The sequence below is a fragment of the Methanimicrococcus hacksteinii genome (assembly GCF_032714515.1).
Taxonomy (GTDB): Archaea; Halobacteriota; Methanosarcinia; order Methanosarcinales; family Methanosarcinaceae; genus Methanimicrococcus; species Methanimicrococcus hacksteinii.
Genome location: NZ_JAWDKC010000006.1, coordinates 1 through 16,671, shown reverse-complemented (window position 1 = coordinate 16,671; position 16,671 = coordinate 1). Strand labels below are relative to the sequence as shown.

Annotated in this window: 12 protein-coding genes; 6 read left to right on the top strand and 6 right to left on the bottom strand. The window is 45.1% G+C overall.

The genetic code is table 11. The features are described from left to right. Window positions 1–137: 137 nt before the first annotated feature. A complete protein-coding gene (locus MmiAt1_RS00960) occupies window positions 138–1,022 on the bottom strand; it encodes a Ppx/GppA phosphatase family protein (protein ID WP_318785038.1) in 885 nt (294 codons plus the stop codon). Window positions 1,023–1,263: 241 nt separating this feature from the next. Here MmiAt1_RS00960 and MmiAt1_RS00955 point away from each other — a divergent pair, with 241 nt between their 5' ends. Continuing rightward, window positions 1,264–1,965, top strand: coding sequence for a Bax inhibitor-1/YccA family protein (locus MmiAt1_RS00955; RefSeq protein WP_318785037.1), 702 nt, complete (start codon window positions 1,264–1,266; stop codon window positions 1,963–1,965). Window positions 1,966–2,433: 468 nt separating this feature from the next. Here MmiAt1_RS00955 and MmiAt1_RS00950 read toward each other — a convergent pair whose 3' ends face one another. Next, window positions 2,434–2,757, bottom strand: coding sequence for a hypothetical protein (locus tag MmiAt1_RS00950; protein ID WP_318785036.1), 324 nt, complete (start codon window positions 2,755–2,757; stop codon window positions 2,434–2,436). Window positions 2,758–3,312: 555 nt separating this feature from the next. On the opposite strand from MmiAt1_RS00950, the gene trmY reads away from it, so the two are divergent. From trmY to MmiAt1_RS00925, 5 genes are all read left to right on the top strand, one after another. Then, entirely contained in the window at window positions 3,313–3,933 is a 621-nt protein-coding gene (gene trmY / locus MmiAt1_RS00945; RefSeq protein WP_318785035.1) for a tRNA (pseudouridine(54)-N(1))-methyltransferase TrmY, read from the top strand. Between the two features lie 153 nt (window positions 3,934–4,086). Then, entirely contained in the window at window positions 4,087–4,266 is a 180-nt protein-coding gene (locus tag MmiAt1_RS00940) for a helix-turn-helix domain-containing protein (RefSeq protein ID WP_316557740.1), read from the top strand. A gap of 158 nt (window positions 4,267–4,424) precedes the next feature. Then, window positions 4,425–4,790 carry a hypothetical protein gene (locus MmiAt1_RS00935; protein ID WP_318785034.1) on the top strand — a complete coding sequence of 122 codons (366 nt, stop codon included), beginning with the start codon at window positions 4,425–4,427 and terminating at the stop codon, window positions 4,788–4,790. Window positions 4,791–4,992: 202 nt separating this feature from the next. Continuing rightward, window positions 4,993–6,294, top strand: coding sequence for a Swt1 family HEPN domain-containing protein (locus MmiAt1_RS00930; RefSeq protein WP_318785033.1), 1,302 nt, complete (start codon window positions 4,993–4,995; stop codon window positions 6,292–6,294). A gap of 22 nt (window positions 6,295–6,316) precedes the next feature. Continuing rightward, window positions 6,317–6,931 carry a DUF2284 domain-containing protein gene (locus tag MmiAt1_RS00925; protein ID WP_318785032.1) on the top strand — a complete coding sequence of 205 codons (615 nt, stop codon included), beginning with the start codon at window positions 6,317–6,319 and terminating at the stop codon, window positions 6,929–6,931. Window positions 6,932–7,072: 141 nt separating this feature from the next. Here the strand turns inward: MmiAt1_RS00925 and MmiAt1_RS00920 are convergent, their stop codons facing one another. The 4 genes from MmiAt1_RS00920 to MmiAt1_RS00905 form a co-directional block, all read right to left on the bottom strand. Then, complete coding sequence (locus tag MmiAt1_RS00920; protein ID WP_318785031.1) at window positions 7,073–9,778, bottom strand: calcium-translocating P-type ATPase, PMCA-type; 2,706 nt, start codon at window positions 9,776–9,778, stop codon at window positions 7,073–7,075. 489 nt (window positions 9,779–10,267) lie between these two features. Further along, entirely contained in the window at window positions 10,268–12,955 is a 2,688-nt protein-coding gene (gene ppdK / locus MmiAt1_RS00915; RefSeq protein WP_420891259.1) for a pyruvate, phosphate dikinase, read from the bottom strand. Window positions 12,956–13,581: 626 nt separating this feature from the next. After that, on the bottom strand, window positions 13,582–14,955 hold the full coding sequence (locus MmiAt1_RS00910; protein ID WP_318785029.1) for a TldD/PmbA family protein: 1,374 nt from the start codon (window positions 14,953–14,955) through the stop codon (window positions 13,582–13,584). Between the two features lies 1 nt (window position 14,956). After that, the gene (locus tag MmiAt1_RS00905; RefSeq protein WP_318785028.1) at window positions 14,957–16,288 is read right to left on the bottom strand and encodes a TldD/PmbA family protein; all 1,332 of its coding nucleotides are present in this window, start codon (window positions 16,286–16,288) and stop codon (window positions 14,957–14,959) included. Window positions 16,289–16,671 lie beyond the last annotated feature (383 nt).

Sequence of the window (16,671 nt, the reverse complement as noted above, 5' to 3'; positions counted from 1 at the left end):
AAAATAAAAATGGAAAATGAAAGAAACAAAATGAAACAATAAAATGAAACAAAATGAAATGAAACAAAATGAAATGAAAACAGGAGAAAACGACCGGTTATTGTAAAAGAAGAGTGAGGAAAGAGTGAGCTGAAAACTCACTCAACGAACTTCTTTTTATGTTTGGCGTAAAGCGCGTGGACCATGCCGTCGGACAAGCCGATAATCGGGGCGTAAATCGTTTGGATGCCGCAGGTGTCCATAATGTGGCGGTAAATCGAACAGGCGGGAACGATAATGTCGGCACGGTCTGGTTTTAAGCCGAGTTTTGTCATACGCTCTTCAATGGTGTAATTGCGCAGCATTTCGTCCAAAAAGTCCAGCTCTTCGATTTTCAGCGGCTCATTATTGATTTTGCCGGCCAGCAGATACAAACTGCGGATGTTGCCGCCGCTGCCGACACCGACAACATTTTTGCCGCGGACGTTTTTCTTCAGCCATTTGTCCATTTCTTTCCAGGTTTCTTTTAAAACGAATCCTTCTTTCAAACGGATACAGCCGACATTAAAAGATTTGGATTTCTGAACGCCGCCGCTGACAAACGTGATTTCCGTGCTGCCGCCGCCGACATCGATATAAAGATAAGAATAACGCGGGTCAAAGTTTTTTTCAATATGATTGGCGTAAATCAATTTCGCTTCTTTTTTGCCGTCAATGATTTGAAGGTCGAGACCCGTTTTTTTCTTGATTTGTTTGGCAATGGCTTTGCCGTTTTTCGCCTCCCGAAGCGCGGACGTGGCGCACGCCATTGTGTCGGCCACCTGAAAACCGTCAATAATTTCGTGAAAGCCGCACATTGTTTTGAGCAGCTGCGTGGTTTTGTCCGTTGAGATTTTGCCGCGCGAAAAAGCGTCCTCTCCCAACCGGACCGGCACGCGGAGAATAGCCAGGCGCTCAAAAACAACGTCATTTTTAATTGTCCGGACATCCGTCAGAAGCAGGCGGACCGCATTTGAACCGACATCAATGGTTGCAAAAATCATGAAATACCTCCGTTTTGAATCCGATAATGTGTAATTTTTATTATCCGATAATTTATGCGTTATGCGATAATTAATTCTGTGTAAATGAATGATGTCTCACATTTTAATTTTTTGTCCCGATGCCGATACATAAATTTATAAAAGGAACAGCGTATTTAAAAGAACAAAACGAATACCGATTTCAGCGGTATTCGAAAAACAATAAAAACACATAAAAACGCACCTTTTTAGGAGGTTTATAATGAGCTTAAACAATTATGCGCCGGACACTTCCGGAAATCAGTTCCTGTCAAAAGTCTATATGTGGATGTTTGTCGGAATGTTAATTACAGCAGTTGCGTCTTACGCAATTTACGCAAGCCCGTCACTTCAGGCAACATTTCTCGGAACAGGATTAATGTTCGTCTTAATCATCGTTGAACTGGCTGTTGTTATTCTTTTAAGCTGGAAAATTAAATCGATGTCGCCTTCAATGGCAACGGCGGCTTTTATTTTCTATGCGCTGATCAGCGGCATTACGCTGACGCCGATGATAATGTATTACACGCTCAGTTCCGTCTTCATCGTCTTTTTGATTACGGCGGGAATGTTCGTCGGTATGAGCTTGGTCGGATATTTCATTAAAAAAGATTTGAGCGGCATGGGAAGATTTTTCCTGATGGCATTAATCGGATTGATCATCGCTTCGATTGTAAATATTATATTGTATATGATTGCGCCCGGAACAGCCGTAATTATGGATTTCATTTTGAGTGTTGTTGCCGTCTTGCTTTTTGCAGGATTAACGGCCTACGATACGCAGAAAATCAAAAAGATCGGGCAATCTATTGAATACGGCGCGCCGTACTCCCAAAACCTGGCGATCATCTGCGCTTTAAATCTTTATTTGGACTTCATCAACCTGTTCATCAATCTTCTTCGGATTTTCGGAGACAGAAGATAAAATGAAATGTGAAAAATCACATTTTCATTTTACTTTTTTTAAAATGAAACATCGTGTTTTTTCAATTTTCAAAAAATTTGAACTCCGTTTTTTGCTTGAGCTTCTTTTCGCTTTTTTGTTTTTCGGGTTTTATCGGGAGTTCGGGTTTGCCAAAAATTAAAAAAACCGATGTTTTTGTTTAAATCGATACAGCAAACCCCACTCCAAATTACGAATTTCGGGCGGCGCGAAGCGACGAACGAAATCGGAATTTGGAGAGGTTTTCAAAAAAAAGAAAATTAAAAGAAAAACGAATAAACTTTTAGAATTCAAGTTCATCAACCCCGTTTATGTGTTTTCGTTGAATTCGCGGGACGAATCTCCAACGCCTCCTTTTGCTCACTTCGTTCACAAAACTCGCCGTTGGAGGTGGTTGTTTTTGTTTTTCGATAATTTTTCAAAAAAAGAAACATCGTGTTTTTTCAATTTTCAAAAAATTTGAACTCCGTTTTTTGCTTGAGCTTCTTTTCGCTTTTTTGTTTTTCGGGTTTTATCGGGAGTTCGGGTTTGCCAAAAATTAAAAAAACCGATGTTTGAGTTTAAATCGATACAGCAAACCCCACTCCAAATTACGAATTTTGGACGGCGCGAAGCGACGAACGAAATCGGGATTTGGAGAGGTTTTTCAAAAAAGAAAAATTTAAACAAAAACTCATTATTTTTTTGGAATTCAAGTTCATCAACCCCGTTTATGTGTTTTCGTTGAATTCGCGGGACGAATCTCCAACGCCTCCTAATGCTTGCTACGCTCACAAAACTCGCCGTTGGAGGTGGTTGTTTTTGTTTTTCGATCATTTTTCAAAAAATGAAACATCGTGTTTTTTCAATTTTCAAAAAATTTGAACTCCGTTTTTTGCTTGAGCTTCTTTTCGCTTTTTTGTTTTTCGGGTTTTATCGGGAGTTCAGGTTTGCCGAAAATTAAAAAAAACGATGTTTTTGTTTGAAATAAATACAGCAAACCCCGCTCCAAATTACGAATTTCGGGCGGCGCGCAGCGACGAACGAAATCGGAATTTGGAGAGGTTTCCCAAAAAAAGAAAAATTTAAAGAAACACTTGTCTTCAATCATGAAATTATTCACTTTCCATTGAATGCGGCTTCTCCATTTTGTTTACTTTATTATGTTTGCTCCATTCGTTTGCTTTTTATTCATTTCTTCGACTTTTTATTCATTTTTTCGATTTTTTGTTCATTTCTTGTCACTTTTCGGCTCATTTCTTTCAGTCTTATGCGCCGTTTTTTAATTTAAAACAGGAAGAATTGCACTGCAACGGATATGCCTTTATACTTTTCTGCCGATTATCCGCCATGAAAGATTTCATCATCATCGGAAACAAAGCCGTCAACGGCGGCAAGATTTCATTAAACGATCTGCCGGGGTCTGCCGGAAGAATGGATGTTTTGTGCCGCTGCGTGACGTCCGCTCTTTTTATCTCATTCGGAATGAGACGCGACATCAATGTTTGGCTGATTTTAAAAGGAGAGCCGGGACCGTCAAAAATTGTCCGCTTCAACGGCGAGACAATGCGCTCGCTCAATCCGGATGAAAGAAGTTCGGGATCTTTGATTCAAAAAGCACTTTTGATCGACGCGTCGGATGCCGAGAAACAATCGACGCCCGGCGTTTTTGTCAGATACGGAAATTTGGAACAGCTTCTGCAGAATTTTTCAGAAAACGGCCGGCCGCTTTTTTATTTAAAAGAAGACGGGAAAGATGTTTTGGAAATGACTCAAACACCGGAAACGGCGGCCCTTTTGGAAAACGGCGTTTACATTTTGGGAGACAATCAAGGCGTTTTTGAAGAAGATGAAAAAACGATTGAAGACGCGAACGCCTCAAAAATTTCCGTCGGCCCGATTTCGCTGCTTTCAAGCCAGTGCGTCACATTGATTTTAAACGCGCTTGACAGAGCGCAGGCGAATGAATAAGGCGAATGAATAAATACAAACAGAAGGAATATAAAAGAGAAGAAGAGAACAATTGCCCGAATAAATTTCATTTACAGATTACACAGATTGATTCGCATTGTTCGGCTTTCATTTATGAATTCAGCTTACAGTTTAATGATCGGAGGAAAGAAAATGACCCCTGAAGAAGAAAAAGTTCTTAAAGCAATGAAAGACATCGGAAAACCCGTCAGACCCGGCGACGTTGCCGAAGCGACAGGCATCGACAGCAAAGAAGTCAGCAAAATTATTGCATCGTTAAAGAAACAAGAACTTGTCGACTCGCCCAAAAGATGCTATTACGCACCGAAATGATTGATTTTCAATCATTTTGACTCTTTTTATTTTTGTTTTTCAAAGTGTTTTTCGCTTAACATATTTTTACATAATTTTACCAATTTGAGCCGTCGCATTCCATTGTTTTGCTGCTGTCATTATTATGCTGCTGTCACTGTTGTGCTGCTGTCACTGTTATGCTGCTGCCATTACTGTGCTGCTGCCGTCTGCTGCTTGCCGCCTGTCAGCACAGCGATCCATATGCATCTGCTCTTTTTTATCACATCCGCTCGCTACGCGAGCGTGGCACAGATTACCTTACCGTTTCCGTTTACCGCTGTTTCCGTTTACCGCTGTTTCCGTTTACCGCTGTTTCCGTTTACCGCTGTTTCCGTTTACCGCTGTTTCCGTTTACCGCTGTTTCCGTTTACCGCTGTTTCCGTTTACCGCCGTTTCCGTTTACCGCTGCCTCCGGTTACTGCCGCCACCTTACTGCTTCCGCCCGGCTGCTGTCAGCGGCGTGTTGCGCGCGCGGGCTGCCCCGTTTTTTAAATCCGATTTGAAAAAGTTTGCATCCGACTGTCTTTGAATTTATCACACCTATCCGCCCTTATCCTTTTATATATCTGTTCACCTATTCTATGGATAGAAAATCAATTGAAAGCGTGTTGAACGGAACAGGATTTCAAGCAGCAGGCACATAAGTTCTAAATTATTTTTATTTATTTTGAATCAAACAGATTCAATAATATTCGGTGAGAAATGATGGGAGAGAAAAAAGGCGTCGGCAGTTTTTTGAAAAAAGCTTTTGCACTCAAAAAGGATGAAGAAACAGAAGCATCTGAAACGAAAACAAAAGCAGCAGCAAAACCGGCGGCAAAGGCAGCAGCAAAACCGGCGGCAAAGGCAGCAGCAAAACCGGCGGCAAAGGCAGCAGCAAAACCGGCGGCAAAGGCAGCAGCAAAACCGGCAGCAAAACCGGCGGCAAAAGCAGCAGCAAAGCCGGCGGCAAAGGCAGCAGCAAAGCCGGCGGTAAAGGCGGCAGCAAAGCCGGCGGTAAAGGCGGCAGCAAAGCCGGCGGTAAAGGCGGCAGCAAAGCCGGTGACAAAAGCAGCGGCAAAACCGGCAGCAAAGCCGGCGGCAAAAGCAGCGGCAAGTCCGGCTGCCAAAACGGCGGCAAAACCGACAGCAACGGCTGCCGTGTCCGCGCCTGCAAACACCGCGCCGAAAACAAAAGCGCCGGTTGAGTTGTCAAAAAATATGACAAAAGCCGACAACGTCCGCCTTTACATTTATCAGAATTATTTTAAGCCCGCGAAACTGAAGGGGCAGAATAAAATCACATTAATCGCCGGCGATGTTCATACCGATATGGGTTTGAAATCGGAAATGCCGACCGTGACATCGGCGATGAAAACCAGAATCGACCGATTATACGATGTCGAAATCTTGGAAGTCAAACCGCCGGGAGGCGCCAATTCCAGATTAACCGTGAAGTACGACTTGAAAAATTTGTACATGGAAGAAGAATCAATCAAGCCGGTCACGGAAAAAATTGAAAAGCTCGGCGAAAACGCCGTCGGGAAGACAGCACCGAGAAAGGCGGCGAATGCCGAAAACAGCTATTTGATTTTAAAAGAATTGGAAGAAAAGCTGCGCGCGTTTGTTTCCGACCGTGTTGAAGCGCGTTTCGGGAAAGAGTGGTGGAAAGGAACGGACATGAGCTTTTTGGCCGAACGCTGGAACGAGCGCCGGATTATGAATGACCGCACAAACGCGGACAAAAAGAGAAGCACAAACGAACCGCTGATCAATTACGCCAGCTTCAGCGATTACCGCAGAATCATCAACAATCCGTTTGCGTGGGACGCATTTGAAGAATACTTCCCCGACCGCGGCTGGATTATTCAGCGCTTGAAAGAGCTGGATCCGATCAGAAACGCAATCATGCATCACACGCCGCTGGAAGACGACGATTACATCCGCCTCGGTTTGTATGCCCGAGATATTTTAAAAATTATTGACAAGCCGCCGGAGAAAAAAACCGCCGGCAGAAAAACAGTTTAAAAACGAAAAGAGAGGGGAAATTGTGAACAAAAATAAATCCAAGGGCAGCGACAGACTCAGCCGGGAAGACAAAGAAAACGTAACCGTTCTGCTTCAGGCAGCACTCGATGCCGGCGCCGTTGAAGCACTTTTTATTGATGCAAACGACATTATTGTGGATGACCGCGTCCGCCTGAAGTGTTTTGTTCCTCTCTGCCGCCATTACGGCGATTTGGTGTGTCCGCCGAACGTGCCGACACCGGATGAATTCAGAAAATATCTGAGCCTTTACAGATTTGCAATTCTTCTTTCAACCCAATACACAAACCCGCCGAAACCCGCGTCACTCATTGATTCCGAAGAAGTATCCAATGAAATCCGCAAAAAGTCCGTCGACTTGTCGGAAATTCTGCTCAAGCTCGAAGCCGTTTCCCTCCAAAAAGGATACCGGTTCGCCGCCGGATTTACGGGCGGCAGCTGCCATTACTGCGACGCGTGCGTCAAAACAGGCGGCGAATGCAAAACGCCTTACAAAGCCCGCCCGTCCATGGAAGCCGTCGGCGTCGACGTTGTCGGAACACTGAAAAATGTCGACATGGACTTAGAATTCCCCGTCAGCGACAAAGTCAAATGGTGGGGTTTGCTGCTGGTGGATTAAAAATCGTTTTTCATTTTTCAAATTATTTCATTTTTCAAATTATTTCATTTTTTAAATATTTTCATTTTTCAATTATTTCATTTTTCAATTATTTCATTTTTCAGTTATTTCATTTTTCAAAAAAATAAAAGAAACGGCTGATTAAGCCGTTTGTCCTTCCTTTTCAAGATTTTTCCGGTACAAGTGTCTGTAATACGCTTTTTTAATTTCAATAAACAGCAGCATCGCAAAACAAAGGACCGCAATGATCGCCCATTCCGAAAGCGTCAGCACCGTCAAGCCGAAGATGTCCCGTAAAAACGGCACGAGAACAATAACGACCTGAAGCGCGGCCGATCCGAAAAATGCCGCCCATAAGTACGGGTGCTCTTTGGGATGAATCCTGAAAATACTGCTGCGTTCCGACTGGAAACCGAGCGCCGCAAAAAGCTGAATCAGGCCGAGCGTCATAAACGCCATCGTCGTTCCTGTTTGAGCCGAGATTTGGCTGCCGGCAAAATAAGCCGTCAGCGTTAAAACGGCGCCGACAAGACCGATCGAAAAGATATTGGCCCATTGCCTTTTTGTCAGAATCGGCATTTTCGAATCGCGCGGCTTTCGCTCCATAATGTCTTTTTCCGGCGGCTCAACGCCCAATGACAAAGCGGGAAACGTGTCCGTGACCAAATTGACCCACAAAATATGAATCGGAGACAAAAGCGTAAATCCGAGAATTGTCGCCGTTAAAATGGCAATCACTTCCCCGATATTGGAAGAGAGAAGGAAGCTGACAGTTTTGTGAATGTTGTCAAAAATACCGCGCCCTTCCTTAACGGCAATCACGATTGTCGCAAAATTATCATCCGTTAAAACCATATCTGCAGCGCCCTTGGCAACATCCGTCCCCGTAATGCCCATCCCGACGCCGATGTCCGCCCGCTTGAGCGCAGGCGCGTCATTCACGCCGTCGCCGGTCATGGCGACAATATTGCCGCGCTTCTGCCAGGCATCGACAATTCTCACCTTATGCTCCGGCGAAACGCGCGCATAAACACCGATTTTTGTAATATTTTGATCTAATTCGGAATCACTCATCTCTTCCAAATCCGAGCCGGTAATCGCAATCCGCCCGTCATCCAAAAGACCGAGATCATTGGCAATCGCAACAGCCGTTGTTTTATGATCACCCGTAATCATCACCGGCGTAATCCCTGCTTTCCGGCAGATTTGAATCGTCTCCTTCACTTCCGGACGCGCCGGGTCAATCATTCCCGACAGACCGCAGAAAATCAACCCGTTTTCCGTCTCTTCCATATGATCAATATCGACATTCCCGGCCGAATCGGCGTCTTTGTAAGCAAACGCCAGAACACGCAGTGCTTTTTCAGCCATGTCTTCATTCGCTTTTAAAATCGAATCTCTCATCTCATCCGTCATCGGAACAATCTGCCCGTCCTTAAAAGCAGAAACAGACCGCTCGGCAATGCCTTCGGCCGTCCCTTTCACATAAATCCGAACGGAATGACTGCCGGTTGGGTCACGCATTTCTTTTGAAACCGCCACCGTTGAGCGCTTCCTTTCGGAATCAAACGGAATCTCGCCGACGCGGACCCGATTTCTGAGCTCGTCCGCCGTTTTCAGGCCGCTGTCCGTCAGATAATTCAAAAATGCGTTTTCCGTCGGATCGCCGACCACTTTTCCGTTTTCGTCAATGCGGGAATCGTTGCATTCGGCAAACGCTTCCGTCATCAGACTGAGTTCTTCCGAATTCGGATCGGAAATTTCTTTGAAAAGCCACATTTTTTGAACGGTCATTTTGTTCTGCGTCAGCGTGCCCGTCTTATCCGAGCAGATGACCTGAGTCGAGCCGAGCGTTTCAACAGCAGGCAACCGTCTGACAAGCGCACCTTTTTTGGCCATCCGCGACATGCCGAGCGCCAAAACAATCGTCACCACCGCGACCATTCCTTCCGGAATTGCCGCAACCGCCAAAGAAACCGCCGTTAAAAACATTCTCAGCGTATCCTGTCCCGTCAGAATGCCGATTGCAAAAACAGCCACGGCAATCACAATAACAAGAACAGAAATATATTTGGAAATTTGATTCAATTTTTTCTGAAGCGGGGTCGTTTCTTCCTTCGTCTCCGACAGCTCGCCCGCAATTTTTCCGATCTGCGTTTTCATGCCGACGGCGACCACCGCGCCGCTGCCGCGCCCGTAAACAACATTCGTTCCCATGAACGCCATGTTGATTTGATCGCCGAGCGCAACTTTTCGGCCGTTCGGCTTTGAAATCGGATCAATGTATTTATTGACGGGCTTGGACTCCCCCGTCAGCGCGGACTCTTCAACTTTTAAAGAACTTGATTCCAAAATACGAATGTCGGCCGGAATCGAGTCCCCGGCTTCCAAAAGAACAATATCGCCGGCAACCACGTCAGCGGCGGGAATAATTTTAACGGAACCGTTCCTCAGAACACGCGCGGTCGGCGCCGCCATTTTCTTCAGCGCTTCAAGCGATGTTTCCGCTTTGTATTCCTGAGCCGTTCCGAGAACAGCATTCAGAATCACAACAATTGCAATAATAACCGTATCAATCGGCGGTTCATTTTCCATATGACTGACATATGCCGTAATCAGCGCCGCCGCAATCAAAACCCAAATCATTAAATCTTTGAATTGGGACAAAAAAATAGAAAGCAAAGATTTTTTATTTTTTTCTTCAAGCTTATTCGGACCATTCTCCATTAAACGTTTTTCAGCTTCTTCACTTGATAATCCTTGAGAGTTTGTCTGAAGCAAACGGCAAGTTTCATCGGAAGAGACTTCACACCATTCTGTGAGCGTTTTTTCCGGATTCGTTGTCATTATTATCATCCTGTACTGCAGAGAGCAATACACAAAATAACGATACGGGACAAGTATATAAAAATATCACATAAAAAACAAAAACAAAAGCAAAAACAAAGCAAAAGAAAAAAACAAAAGCAACAGCAAAAGCAAAAGCAAAAACAAAAACAAAAACAAAAACAAAAGCAAAAACAAAAACAAAAACAAAAACAAAAGCAAAAGCAAAAGCAAAAGCAAAAGCAAAACAGAAATAAAAATAAAAACAGCTTACGGATTTGAATCCGCTTCAAAAAATGAGGCGGCCCGCGCGCGGAAACGCTCCCGCATTTCAAAAAATAAAAACAAAAACAAAAACAAAAATAAAAAACAAAAATAAAAACAAAAATAAAAAACAAAAACAAAAATAAAAAACAAAAACAAAAATAAAAACAAAAATAAAAACAAAAATAAAAACAAAAACAAAAATAAAAACAAAAAAGAAAGAAAGAACCGGAAAAAACCGGCCCCTTATTTTTCATTTTCAATGGTTGCCTGCGCCGCCACCAAACGTGCAATCGGCACGCGGTAAGGAGAGCAGCTGACATAATTCAGACCGAGTGAATAAGCAAAGCGGATGGAGCTCGGCTCGCCGCCGTGTTCGCCGCAGATGCCCATTTTCAATTCGGGCTTTGCGGATTTGCCTTTTTGAACACCGATTTTCATGAGTTCGCCGACGCCTTCCTGATCGATGGCAACGAAGGGATCTTCCGGCAAAATACCTTTTTCAATGTACAGCGGAATGAATTTCGCGACATCGTCTCTTGAAAAACCGAATGTCGTCTGCGTCAAATCGTTTGTTCCGAAAGAGAAGAAATCGGCTTCTTTTGCGATTTGGTCGGCAGTCATTGTCGCGCGCGGCAATTCGATCATTGTGCCGACAGTGTATTCGATTGAAACACCGCATTCGTCCATCACTTTCTTGGCCGTTTCGTTGACGTCCTTCTTGGTGATTTCCAGTTCGCGGACATGGCCGACGAGCGGAATCATAATTTCGGGTTTGACAACAATACCTTCTTTGTGAAGGCTGCAGGCCGCTTCAATAATTGCGCGCGTCTGCATGTTGTAAATTTCGGGATAAGTAATGCCGAGACGGCATCCTCTGTGACCGAGCATCGGATTGAGTTCGTGAAGATTAACGACACGGTCAATCATCTTTTCAATCTTTTCGATTTCGTCTTTGGATGCGCCTTTTTCTTTGAGTTTGTCCAAATCTTCTTTTAACTCATAGACTTTGGGAAGGAATTCGTGAAGCGGCGGGTCCAAATAACGGATCGTCACCGGTTTTCCCTGCATGACGCGGAGAATTTCCGTAAAGTCTTTTCTCTGCATCGGCAGGAGTTTGGCCAGCTGAAGTTCGCGCGCTTCTTTGGATTCGGCAAGAATCATGTCGCGGACGACCGGAATTCTATCTTCTTCGAAGAACATGTGTTCCGTTCTGCAAAGGCCGATGCCTTCTGCGCCGAGCTCTAATGCTTTTTGCGCGTCTTCGGGTGTGTCCGCATTTGTACGGACGCCGAGCGTGCGGATTTCGTCCGCCCAGCCGAGAAGAACTTCGATTTCTTCGCTGATTTCGGGCGGAATCAAAGGCATTTCGCCCAAAATAACACTGCCGGTGCTGCCGTCAATCGTAATGTAATCAAGTTCATTAATTGTCAAATCACCGACAAAGAATTTTTTGTCTTCGGATTCGGAAATTGTAATGTCACCGCAGCCGACAACACAGGGTTTGCCCATGCCTCTGCCGACAACGGCCGCGTGAGACGTCATGCCGCCGCGGACCGTCAAGACGCCTTCGGCCACATACATGCCGCCGATGTCTTCAGGTGATGTTTCGGTTCGGACCAAAATAACTTTTTCGCCGGCGCCGACTCTTTCTTCGGCGTCTTCAGGCGTGAAGACGACTTTTCCGACGGCTGCGCCCGGTGATGCCGGAAGTCCTTTGGCAATGACTTTCTGCTCGCAGGACGGGTCAATCATCGGGTGGAGAATCTGGTCAATCTGCGCCGGAGTGACACGATTGATGGCTGTCTTTTTGTCGATTAAGCCTTCTTCGACCATGTCAACGGCAATCTTCGTGGCAGACTTTGCAGTTCTTTTGCCGCTTCGGGTCTGAAGCATGTAAAGCTTGCCTTCTTCAATCGTAAATTCGATATCCTGCATGTCTTTGAAATGTTTTTCAAGCGATTGGCAGATATCGATTAATTGTTTGTAAGCGTCGGGAATTTTCTTCTCAAGCGTTGAAATTTCAGAAGGTGTTCGAATGCCGGCGACGACATCTTCGCCCTGGGCGTTGATGAGATATTCGCCGAAGAATTTGTTTTCGCCGGTGGACGGATTTCTGGTAAAAGCGACGCCCGTTCCGGACATATCGCCCATGTTGCCGTAAACCATGGACTGAACGTTGACGGCCGTTCCCCAGTCGCCGGGAATGCTGTTGATTTTACGGTATGTAATGGCGCGCTGAGAATTCCAGGACGCGAAGACAGCATTAATTGCCATGAATAATTGTTTTTCAGGTTCCTGCGGGAAGTCGAAGCCTTTTTCGTCTTGGACGATTTTCTTGGAAGCCGCGATAATTTCTTTTAAATCTTCCACGGACAAGTCGGTGTCGGATTCGATGCCTGATTTTTTCTTTCGGGCTTCAAGCGCTTTTTCGAATTTGTTGAATTCGATTCCCAAAACAACGTCGCCGAACATGGAAATGAAGCGGCGGTAACAGTCATAAGCAAAACGAGGATTTTCGGTTTTGGCAGAAAGGCCTTCGACAGAAACGTCATTGAGACCGAGATTTAAAACAGTGTCCATCATGCCGGGCATTGAGATTCTTGCGCCCGAGCGCACGGAAACGAGAAGAGGATCAGCGTTGTCGCCGAGTTTTTTGCCGGAAGATTTTTCAAGTTTTTCAACAGCGGCTAAAATTTCCGTGTGCATTTCGTCTGTTAACCCTTTGTTCGCTAAATAATGCGTACAAGCTTCCGTTGTAATCGTAAAGCCGGGCGGAACGGGAATGTTTAAATTGGCCATTTCGGCTAAATTCGCTCCTTTTCCGCCAAGGAGATTTCTCATGTCACTTTTTCCTTCTGTCTGGCCTGCGCCGAACATGTATGTGTACTTTACCAAAAGTTTTCCTCCGGTTCCTCTTTTTCGTCCCGCCATAATGTTTGTGCATACGGCCTGTCATCTTGTTTTACGGATGAAGTCCTCTCACGGATACACGGGACCGATTAAAAATGAGTCATACTTGAACACAACCGTCAGATTCGCCACAAATCAATAACGGCTGCTTAAATCTGAATTAGATTTATGATTGAAACATGATATATGTTCTATTAAACAGTTGTGCCTTCGGGATTTTTATAAATTTTTGATTATTCCATAAAATGACAAATTGTTTTTTCACGGATTTTTATTCATAATATTTCTTAAAAAGTACGGAAATTTCAAACAAAATATAAATAGAATTAAAAAACGGATTTTAAATTTAACACCCGAAACGTCAAATTCGAAAAAATGAATTCGAAAAGCGGATCAGAAAACGAATCCGAAAACGAATCCGAAAAACGAATCAGAAAACAAATCAGAAAAACGAATCAGAAAACAAATCAGAAAACAAATCAGAAAAACGAATTCGAAAAAAAGAAGGCGGAAAAATGAATCCGAAAAAAAGCCGGCTCGGCTTTGAATGATTTAAAACGGGTGCGGCTCACGCGCGGCGGCCGCAGCAAAACAAAAAAAAATCGGATTTTATTTCAAAATCCGATTGCTGAAAATACAAAACCGCATTATTCGCCGATGACGCTCATTTCGGAAATTCGAATCGAAGGCGTGACGATGCCGCCGACGGAACGGATATCTTTTCCGGCGCCGTCGATATTTTTGAGCATTTCAAAAACGTTGCCTGAAATCATGACGGATTTGATCGGTTTTGAAATCGCGCCGTTTTCAATCAGGAAAGCGTTTCTTCCTTCGACCGAGAAGTCGCCCGATATTTCATTCGCCGTGTGCGCTCCGATAACGGTATTGATGTAGATGCCGCGCTTTGTTTCGGCGATGACATCGCTTTGCGGGAACTGAATGATGAAATTGCTGAAATCGACCCCCGGCTCTGACGAATAAGAATATCGATAGCCGTTTCCGGTACTTTTGACATCGTCTTTGCCGGCCGTATAACTGTCATACAAATAAGAAGCTAAAACACCGTTTTCAATCACTTTCGTCTTCTGCGTCGGCGTGCCTTCATCGTCAAAAGCGCCGCTTGAAATGCCGCCTGAAAGTGTTCCGTCATCAACAATTGAGAGTTCCGGATTTGCAATCTCCTCGCCGAGACGTCCGGCAAGCCCCGATCTTTCTTTTTGGATGTTGTCGGCATCAACGGAAGGCGCCAGCGTGTTTTCCAAAATGTCGGCAAACGAAAAAGGATGGAAAATCACGGGAAGCTTTTCGGCGCCGATTGTCACGCCTTTTAAAGACTGCTTCGCCAATATTGCGGCATTCTCGCCGATGACTGAAAAGTCCAGATCTTTCTTTCGGGACACGCCGTAATCATACGCCGTTGAAACGTCTCCCGAAACGGTTGTCACGTCTGCAAAGCCCGAAACCGCGGTGCCCTTTTTCTGCGCGGAAAGCCCGTTTGTATTGGCAATCATAAAATAAGAAACCGAACGCGAAAAACCGCCGGATGTCGGAATCATATTTTCAACACTTTTAACGCCCGAAATCATATCCGAAGCGCATCCGATACATTCGTCCAGGCTCATGCCGACGATTTGCGCGTCATAAAGTCCGCCGACATCGGGATAAGAAGCTGTTTTTTCGGGAAATGTTTTAAAGAACGGATCCGCTTCCATGATTTTTGCGGATTCGACCGCTGTTCGAACCGTTTCTTCCAAATCCGACATCCTGTTTGTTCCGGCAAACCCGACGGCGCCGTTGACCGCCGCGCGAACGCCGTATCCGGCACCCGTGCTTTGCTTTGCGGTTTCAATGATGTCTTTTTTGAATTGAATGCTCGTCGACTCGCTTAAAGAGAAAACGATTTCCGCATCCGACGCCCCGAGTTTTTCGGAAAGCGCCAACGCTTTTTCAACGCCGGCATGAAGCTCGTCGACTGTCATCTTGCTTCCCGAAAACATTTTTTCAAAATCGAATTTTGACATTTCAGGCACCTCCGACCGTTGCTTTTGAAATTGAAATATGCGGCGCGCCGTCGGTGACCGGCACTGTCTGCCCGGATTTTCCGCAGTGTCCGGCGTGCAGTTTGACATCATTTCCGACCATCTTAATGCGGTTTAAAATGTCCAGCGTTTGTCCCGACAAGGAAACGTCGCGGACCAAATCGGAAATTTCCCCGTTTCGAATCAGATAGCCTTTTTCGGCGTTGAACTGGAAGACGCCTTCGCCCGTGTTGACCTGACCGCCGCGGGAGCCGATTAAGTAAATACCGTCTTTGATGTCTTCAAGCATTTCTTCAAATGCCGCGTCGCCCTTGTCGATATAAGTGTTGCTCATCCGAACGACCGGCATCGCATACCCTTGAGCGCGCGCGTTTCCGGAAACGCCTTCAAAAAGACCGGCGGTTTCACGGGAATGCATGTAAGAATTCAAAACGCCGTCTTTGATTAAAACGGTCTTTTCGGACGGAACGCCTTCGGCGTCAAACGGATAGTAACCGTATTCGTGAATGGTCGGATCATCAATCACGGTAACGGAAGGAACGGCAATCTGCTGTCCCAGTTTTCCCGAAAGAACGGAATCGTTCTGCATCACCAAATCCGCTTCGGACGCGTGTCCGACAGCTTCGTGCGTAAACACGCCGGCCAATTCCGGATCCAAAATGACGGGAAGTGCGCCGCCTTTGGGCGTTTTGGCCGTCAGCAAAGATTTGGCCGTTGCAGCCGCCTGCTTTGCCAGTTCGTAAGGATCGTTTTTCTCAAAAATTTCGTAACCGGAAATATTAAAACGGCTTTCTCTGCCGGCCTGATAATTGTTTCCGTCGGCGGCAACGGCCGAGACGGCAAATCCGCAGCGGACCGTATTATATTCCTTTTCATCGCCTTCGGAATTCATAAAGCGGGTTGTTAAGAGAGATTCGGAATATGAAACACGGGTGCTTTTGATGCCTTCTTCTTTGGCATATTTTTCGATTTCGCGCAAAAGATCGACTTTGTCTTCCGCGCTGATGTCTTCGGGACTGATTTTAATCTGCGGCATGCCGCCGACTTTTCGTTTCGGAACTTCGCCTAAAATAATTTTGTCTTTGGGCGTGCTCCGGTTCATTGAAACGGCCAGTTCGGATGCGTTTTGAATGCCGGTTTCCAAGTCTGTTTCCCCGTCGATGGAAGTGTATCCCCAAGAACCCCGGCAAAGCGCCCGAATGCCCGCGCCTTTGGAGCTGTTCTTGGAGATGGTTTCCAACTTCCCGTTGTCTAAAACAATTGTCATTGAACGCCCTTCAATTTGATTGGCGTCATAATATTGGATCTGATCCATTTTTTCGTCCTCCGTTTTTAGAAATGTGAAATACAAATTTTAGAAATATGAATAAATGAACAGGATAGAATGGACTTTAATTCTATTTATTTGTATTTTATTTTTAATTTTTATTTATGCCGTCTTCTCTGTTGTCCGTTCTGCCGCTTGTTCTGCTGTCTGTTCTGCTGTCTGTTCTGCCTTCTGTTTTGCCGCCGCCTGCGCGCGAGCCGCATCAATTTTCATACGAGTTAAAAAATCCCCGCCGATTTTAAAGAAGGGTCAAGATAAGAATAGAGGATTTTCTCTCAAGATTTTTAGGATTTTTTGATATAAATCTTCATTCCTATAATTGTACCTAAATTCACATTCTTTTAAATGAAGATAAAAATACTTTTTATGAA

Excerpts from the sequence above, each read along its gene's own strand:
- ppdK (WP_420891259.1), bottom strand. The coding sequence starts at position 12,955 with ATGGCGGGACGAAAAAGAGGAACCGGAGGAAAACTTTTGGTAAAGTAC.
- MmiAt1_RS00910 (WP_318785029.1), bottom strand. The coding sequence starts at position 14,955 with ATGTCAAAATTCGATTTTGAAAAAATGTTTTCGGGAAGCAAGATGACA.
- MmiAt1_RS00920 (WP_318785031.1), bottom strand. The coding sequence starts at position 9,778 with ATGACAACGAATCCGGAAAAAACGCTCACAGAATGGTGTGAAGTCTCT.
- MmiAt1_RS00955 (WP_318785037.1), top strand. The coding sequence starts at position 1,264 with ATGAGCTTAAACAATTATGCGCCGGACACTTCCGGAAATCAGTTCCTG.
- MmiAt1_RS00930 (WP_318785033.1), top strand. The coding sequence starts at position 4,993 with ATGGGAGAGAAAAAAGGCGTCGGCAGTTTTTTGAAAAAAGCTTTTGCA.
- MmiAt1_RS00905 (WP_318785028.1), bottom strand. The coding sequence starts at position 16,288 with ATGGATCAGATCCAATATTATGACGCCAATCAAATTGAAGGGCGTTCA.
- trmY (WP_318785035.1), top strand. The coding sequence starts at position 3,313 with ATGAAAGATTTCATCATCATCGGAAACAAAGCCGTCAACGGCGGCAAG.
- MmiAt1_RS00960 (WP_318785038.1), bottom strand. The coding sequence starts at position 1,022 with ATGATTTTTGCAACCATTGATGTCGGTTCAAATGCGGTCCGCCTGCTT.
- MmiAt1_RS00935 (WP_318785034.1), top strand. The coding sequence starts at position 4,425 with ATGCTGCTGCCATTACTGTGCTGCTGCCGTCTGCTGCTTGCCGCCTGT.
- MmiAt1_RS00940 (WP_316557740.1), top strand. The coding sequence starts at position 4,087 with ATGACCCCTGAAGAAGAAAAAGTTCTTAAAGCAATGAAAGACATCGGA.